Origin of the sequence: Pyrobaculum sp. (assembly GCF_049971835.1) — an archaeon.
In the GTDB taxonomy this organism is placed as follows: Archaea; Thermoproteota; Thermoprotei; order Thermoproteales; family Thermoproteaceae; genus Pyrobaculum.
Map to the genome: position 1 here is coordinate 1 of NZ_JBMFKV010000132.1, position 5,322 is coordinate 5,322.

Here is a 5,322-nt window from a genome sequence, read left to right on the forward strand (position 1 = left end):
GCCCGGGCCTCAGCGACGAGCTAATTAGGCTCTACTTCACCGACGCCTTGGAGTACGTGGGGGTGGGGGAGAGGGACCCCGGAGAGGTGGATATGGAGGTTGTCTTCAAGACGCCGGGGGAGGTGCTCCGCATGATTGAGAGCGGCGAGGTGAGGGACGGCAAGACGATAATAGCGTTTCTCGCTGCGCGGGCCAGGAGCCTCCTGTAGCCGTGGGGGCGCCGTCGGGGGAGGCTAAGGCGAGGGGGATAGATGTGGAGTATGTTATCACTAGGGACGCTGGCTACACTTCTGAGTCTTGACCCTTCGGAAGAGGGGAGGATCCATTTAGAGATGGCCTTTAAGTATTTAGAAGAGGGCAAGGCGCAGAGCGATCCGGTGCAAGCCTCTGAGAAGCTGTACAAAGCTGTGGAGGAGGCTGTGAAGGCGGCGGCCGTTGTCTTGGGGTTGCCAGAGGCCGGGGAGGCGGCGAGGGCGGGGAGGTGGGAGGCGAGGATCTTCTTCTCGGCTGTGAGAAAGCTGGCTGGGGCACTGGGGGAGGAGTTTAGGCTGGCTTTTGCTGAGGGCTGGTTTCTGCACGTGGAGGGGTTCCGCGAGGCGCGGCTTACGCTGGAGGACGTGGCTGACCGCGTGCCTTACATCGAGCGGGGTTTGAGGAAGGTGGCGGAGCTTGTGGCTAGGGGCGGCTCCTAGCGGCTGTCTTTCTGTAGTAGTACAGTATTAAGCCTGCGGCTATCCAGAGGCCCCACGCCCAGAGGTAGGGGTACTTCTCTATCAGGGTCAGGGCGATGCCGATGGGTATCAGCGCCATGGCTATCCACGCGGAGAGGGGGATCCCGGCGATGAGGGGTGTGCTGAAGGCGCCGTGTAGCGTTCCGCTTCTCGAGGCTTTGGCCAGGGCGAGGGCTACTAGTAGGTAGTTAATGAGGGAACCCAAGGCGTATATTGCGAGTATAATCTTTATCTCCCCTACGTATATTAGTAGGAGGGAGGCGGTGAATGCAACTGTAAGGGATATGTGGGGGGTTCTAAATCTTTTGTGAAGTCTCCAGAAGTGTGGGGGCAGGTGGCCCTCGTCTGCTAAAATGTAGGTCAGCCGGGAGAAGGCGATGTAGCCTGTAAGAGCCGCTGTGAGCATGACGGCGATGATATTAGCCGCGACGAGGTAGTACAAAACTGGGTGTATCTTTTCTGCGAGCAGAACCGGCGCTATGGCGGGGTCCGTTAAGTCATGGGGCGTCAGCGCCGACATGATAGAGGCCATGAGGCCTAGGGCGCCCAGCGCGCCGATGGTTATCAAAAGCACAGTAGCCTTGGGCACTTGTACAAGCGGCTCCCGAGCCTCTCCTGCTAGTTGCCCGAGGGCGTCTAGTCCGGTAAAGCCTCTGGAGAGGAGGGAAAAGGCCAAGAAGAGGTTTGCGGCCTCCACGCCCCCCCAGTTGAAAAAGGGGGGCGCCGAGGGGCTCGTGGCGAGGGCTGTTACTATGAGAGAAAACATGAGGGTGAGATCCATAACAGCGACCGCCTTACCCCACGAGGCCGATTCCCTAATCCCCAGGAGAGCTAAGAGGAAGAGCACGCCAGAGAAGACGAGGGCTAATAAGACTTCAAACGCCCCGGTGGCGCCGTGGAGAAGCTTCAGCACCGCCTTAGCCGCATCTATCGTTCCGTAGGCGACCATCACCACTTGATCAAAGGCGAGCAACCATGTTGAGAGGTAGGCAACGGCGGCGCCGAAGGAGTACTTGACGTATAGATAGGACCCGCCAGTCTCAGGAAAGCGAGAGCCCATCTCTCCGTAAGTGAGCGCTATGGCCGCCATAAGCACAACGCCATACACAGTCCCTACAAATCCCCAAAGCCCGGCCGCCAGCGCCACGTATCCAGCTAGGAAGTAGAAGGTGCTCTGCGTGTCGGCGTGCACCAAGGCGTATATGTCAAAGACGCCGAGCCTCCTCCTCAGCCACTGACGCGACAGCTCTCCCACGCCGTGCCACATCTAAATCATTATTTAATTTTTATACTGGCTGTGGCTATCCCCTCTAGCTAACGTAGGCAAAGAAAAGCCGAGATTCTGCAACGCCACGTAGAGCCGACAGCCGTCCGCCCCGATTGAGGCAGTCAGATTGAGTCATGGAAATATCTGATGCATCCTGCGAATATCCTGCTTCGGCTGATTCATGTGAGATGTGTTTACTGAGGCCTGCCCCGCCTCCCAGCTAGCAATGGCGGGGGGCTACGCTAATCAGCTTGTCGGAGTGTGCGGCGAAAGTCCTCCGGGCGGCCACGCCCGCGCGCGCCTCGGCGCCCGCCGGACCCCGTGCCCCGGAACGCCGGGAGAGCAGAAATGGGGCGTAGCCTAAGAGACAAAGCTTATAAGACGGCACGCCTTTAGATACGTGGAGATTGAGGAGATCCTCGCCCGCGAGGAGGAGGCCCGGGAGATGAGGAGGAGAGAGGCCAATTGGGACTTTATAAACAGCTTGCCTCCCCGGCTTAGGGCGGCGCTGGTATACTACATCGAGACCGGGGATTTATACGTGGCGTCGAGAATAGCTGGGATGAAGATGGAGGAGTTTAACGAGCTGAGGATAAGGGCAAACATCCCCCATGTCAACTAACGCCATTGCCGACGCCTCTTTCTTCATCGATTGGGCAAGATTTGGAAAGAGAGATTTATTATTTGACGTGTTTGAGGTTGTTTGGGTGCCGGAGCCTGTGCTCGCCGAGTTGCACTCAGAGGGGACGGTGATGTGGGTGTCCGAAAACATGGCGCGGGGGAGAATTGCGCTGTTTCCGGAGTTGCCGAATTACAGAGAGGAGGCGCTTCGTCTAATGGAGCTGAGCGGCCGGTACCCTGTGAGGCGGCTCGACTACCCAGAGGCTTACTGCATCGCCGTGGCTGGCGACAGAGGCTATGTTGTGCTGTCGGAGAACGGCGCCGCCTACGCGTCGCAACACCTCTACGCGAGGGCTAGGGTTTGGAGGGCGCTTGAGGTCTTGGGAGAGCTGGCGAGGCGGGGCCTCGTGGGTAGGGACGACTTCCTCCTTTACGAACGGGAGACAAGACATAAATTTCCGCGAAGAGATCTAGAGAGGATATGGCGCTACCTGCCTGGTACGTAGAGCGTGAGGAGGAGGCCCGGGAGATGAGGAGGAGGGAGGCCAATTGGGGCTTTATAAACAGCTTGCCGCCGAGGGTCAGGGCGGCCGTCGTTCTCTTCATTGAGACGGGCGATCTGCGGCTTTCGCAGAGACTCTCGGGGCTGGGGCTGGAGGAGTTTATAGAGGTGTTGAGAGAGGCCGGGGTGTGGATTCCGTGAGCTACCTCACCACCACGGTCCCTTCGAGGTGTAGCGGCCAGCTGATCTCTATCGCATATATCCCGGGCTCAACCGCGCTGGCGTTGCAGAGAAATCTGGCGTATCTAAACCCGCCGTAGATAGAGTGGCGGGTGCACTCCACTCTATACACCAAGCTCCCGTTTTTTAAATTTCGGAGGGTCGCGCTGACCCTGTCTGCAAAAAGGACGTTGCTGGCGCTCACCTCCAGCACCAAGACTTTGTCGTAGCTGTCGGCGTATTTAATGGCGGAGGGGGCCGCCAAGTTGATTAGGTACACCAGGCCGGCGAGGGCGGCCGCGGCTACAACGGCGATTGCAACCGTGCGCCACATGTTTATCAATCAACAGTCGAGGATTTAAAGCTGTGGCGTGGGCGTGCTGGGCGGCGCTGTCAGGACAGGATCTTCAGCACCTTTTCAACCACCTCCGTGGGCGTCCTCCCCACGACGGTGATCTGCGGCTCCTTGCCCCAGTCACCCAAGTCGACAATCAAGTCGGGGGCCGCCCCTCCTGTCTGCCTCAGCGCCTCTTCCACAACCCACTGCATGGTGCCTCCCTCCCTCTTCTTCACCTCCTCCGGCTCCCGCCTTCTGTCCACCACCGCTATCTTGAAGCCGAGGGCCTTGGCCCTCTCCACAAGCTCCGGGTCGTAGCGGATGTTCATCGCCGACCTGGCGCGGGGGTCGCGCGACGTGAGGGCCAGGATTTTTCTGGCTATGTGGCTACTGGCTCCGAATGTGGGCGGCCCGGAGGGCCTCGCCTCGCCCATGTAGTTCACAATGCGTCCAGGCACCGCCGCCACGTCCCCCGTGTCCCGGGCGTAGCGCGGGTCGATTACGTAGCCGAGGTTGCTCTGCACCTCGGGGATGGCCTTGGCCAGCTTCTCCGCGTTGCTCCTCACCAGCTCAAGCGCGGCCCCCAGCTCCTCCACAGCTCTCCACCTCTCCGCGGGTATCTCCACCCAGGCGGTGGGGTTAACCGCCCAGTGGCCCTTGCCCCTGGCCACTCCGTATTTAATAGCGGTGTAGATAAACTGCTTCGCCGTCTTGACAGCCTCCAGGGGGTCAAGCCCCTTCGCCAGCCCCGCCGCGATGGCCGCGGAGTAGGCGCAGCCGGTGCCGTGAGTCGCCCTGGAGTCCAGCCTGGGGGTGGAGAACTTGTGTATCGCGCCTCTGTAGTACACCACGTCCACCGCCTCGCCGCCCGCGAGGTGGCCGCCCTTTACGATAACCACCTCAGTCCCGTACTCCCTGTGGATGTACTCCGCCGCCCTTTCGGCGTCTTTCTCCGAGGCTATGGACATGCCGGTGAGCCTCTCCGCCTCGGGCCTGTTGGGAGTCGCCACCTTAGCCACCGGCAACAGCCTCTTCTTCAACACGTCGACGGCGTCGTCGGATATCAGCGGCGCGCCGGACTTGGCCACCATCACCGGGTCCACCACCAGGGGGAAGCCCAGCTTCTCCACTGTAGACGCCACCTCCTCAATTATCTCCCTCGTCCCCAGCATGCCGGTTTTCCCGGCGTCTATCCCCATGTCGTCCCACACGGCGAGTATCTGGGCCCTCACCATCGCCGGGCTGAGGCACTGCACCTCCCTAACCTCGTAGGTATTCTGCGCCGTTACGCACGTCAGCGCCGTCGCGCCGTGGACGCCCATCGCGGCGAAGGTCTTAACGTCGGCGTGGATCCCCGCCCCCCCGCCGGAGTCAAGCCCGGCAATTGTTATAGCAACCCTCCACATAAAAACTCAATTACGTACCCATTAATAACTTTTGCCCAACTTAGCTAGAACACAATTTTTAAAAATAGCAGACCCGCCGTTTTAATGGTTAAAATAGCCGTAGTGGTGCTGTCAGACGACGAGAAGTTCGACATAGCCCTTATGTTCGCATACCGCTCCTATCTAAACAAGAGATTCAACGACATAAAGATGCTCTTCTTCGGGCCCAGCCAGAGGAGGCTAGCTAAGCTCGATGGGGA

At 59.6% G+C, this 5,322-nt stretch carries 7 protein-coding genes and 1 pseudogene; 5 read left to right on the top strand and 3 right to left on the bottom strand.

Annotated features, from left to right (window positions below; translation table 11 throughout):
- Positions 1–209: pseudogene (locus ACP5J3_RS10475) on the top strand (NUDIX hydrolase); the annotation flags it as partial.
- Between the two features lie 51 nt (positions 210–260).
- Positions 261–692 (top strand): PaREP1 family protein, encoded by a 432-nt coding sequence (locus tag ACP5J3_RS10480; protein WP_428495644.1) that lies wholly within the window; start codon positions 261–263, stop codon positions 690–692.
- On the opposite strand, the gene ACP5J3_RS10485 is transcribed toward ACP5J3_RS10480, so the two are convergent.
- Entirely contained in the window at positions 676–1,998 is a 1,323-nt protein-coding gene (locus tag ACP5J3_RS10485) for an APC family permease (RefSeq protein ID WP_428495645.1), read from the bottom strand. The genes ACP5J3_RS10480 and ACP5J3_RS10485 overlap by 17 nt on opposite strands.
- Positions 1,999–2,404: 406 nt before the next feature.
- Between ACP5J3_RS10485 and ACP5J3_RS10490 the strand changes: the two genes are divergently transcribed.
- The 3 genes from ACP5J3_RS10490 to ACP5J3_RS10500 all read left to right on the top strand — a co-directional run bounded on the left by ACP5J3_RS10490 (position 2,405) and on the right by ACP5J3_RS10500 (position 3,322).
- Positions 2,405–2,620, top strand: a complete 216-nt coding sequence (locus ACP5J3_RS10490) for a hypothetical protein (protein ID WP_428495650.1) — start codon at positions 2,405–2,407, stop codon at positions 2,618–2,620.
- Between the two features lie 67 nt (positions 2,621–2,687).
- Complete coding sequence (locus ACP5J3_RS10495) at positions 2,688–3,125, top strand: DNA-binding protein (RefSeq protein ID WP_428495646.1); 438 nt, start codon at positions 2,688–2,690, stop codon at positions 3,123–3,125.
- Positions 3,101–3,322 (top strand): hypothetical protein, encoded by a 222-nt coding sequence (locus ACP5J3_RS10500; RefSeq protein WP_428495647.1) that lies wholly within the window; start codon positions 3,101–3,103, stop codon positions 3,320–3,322. Before ACP5J3_RS10495 ends, ACP5J3_RS10500 begins: the two co-directional genes overlap by 25 nt.
- A 1-nt stretch (position 3,323) precedes the next feature.
- Here the strand turns inward: ACP5J3_RS10500 and ACP5J3_RS10505 are convergent, their stop codons facing one another.
- A complete protein-coding gene (locus ACP5J3_RS10505) occupies positions 3,324–3,674 on the bottom strand; it encodes a hypothetical protein (protein ID WP_428495648.1) in 351 nt (116 codons plus the stop codon).
- Between the two features lie 59 nt (positions 3,675–3,733).
- Positions 3,734–5,083, bottom strand: coding sequence for a bifunctional hydroxymethylpyrimidine kinase/phosphomethylpyrimidine kinase (locus ACP5J3_RS10510; protein WP_428495649.1), 1,350 nt, complete (start codon positions 5,081–5,083; stop codon positions 3,734–3,736).
- Positions 5,084–5,322 lie beyond the last annotated feature (239 nt).

What these genes read in the sequence shown, in the direction of transcription:
- ACP5J3_RS10480 (WP_428495644.1), top strand. Translation starts at nt 261, where the DNA reads ATGTTATCACTAGGGACGCTGGCTACACTTCTGAGTCTTGACCCTTCG.
- ACP5J3_RS10485 (WP_428495645.1), bottom strand. Translation starts at nt 1,998, where the DNA reads ATGTGGCACGGCGTGGGAGAGCTGTCGCGTCAGTGGCTGAGGAGGAGG.
- ACP5J3_RS10500 (WP_428495647.1), top strand. Translation starts at nt 3,101, where the DNA reads ATGGCGCTACCTGCCTGGTACGTAGAGCGTGAGGAGGAGGCCCGGGAG.
- ACP5J3_RS10505 (WP_428495648.1), bottom strand. Translation starts at nt 3,674, where the DNA reads ATGTGGCGCACGGTTGCAATCGCCGTTGTAGCCGCGGCCGCCCTCGCC.
- ACP5J3_RS10510 (WP_428495649.1), bottom strand. Translation starts at nt 5,083, where the DNA reads ATGTGGAGGGTTGCTATAACAATTGCCGGGCTTGACTCCGGCGGGGGG.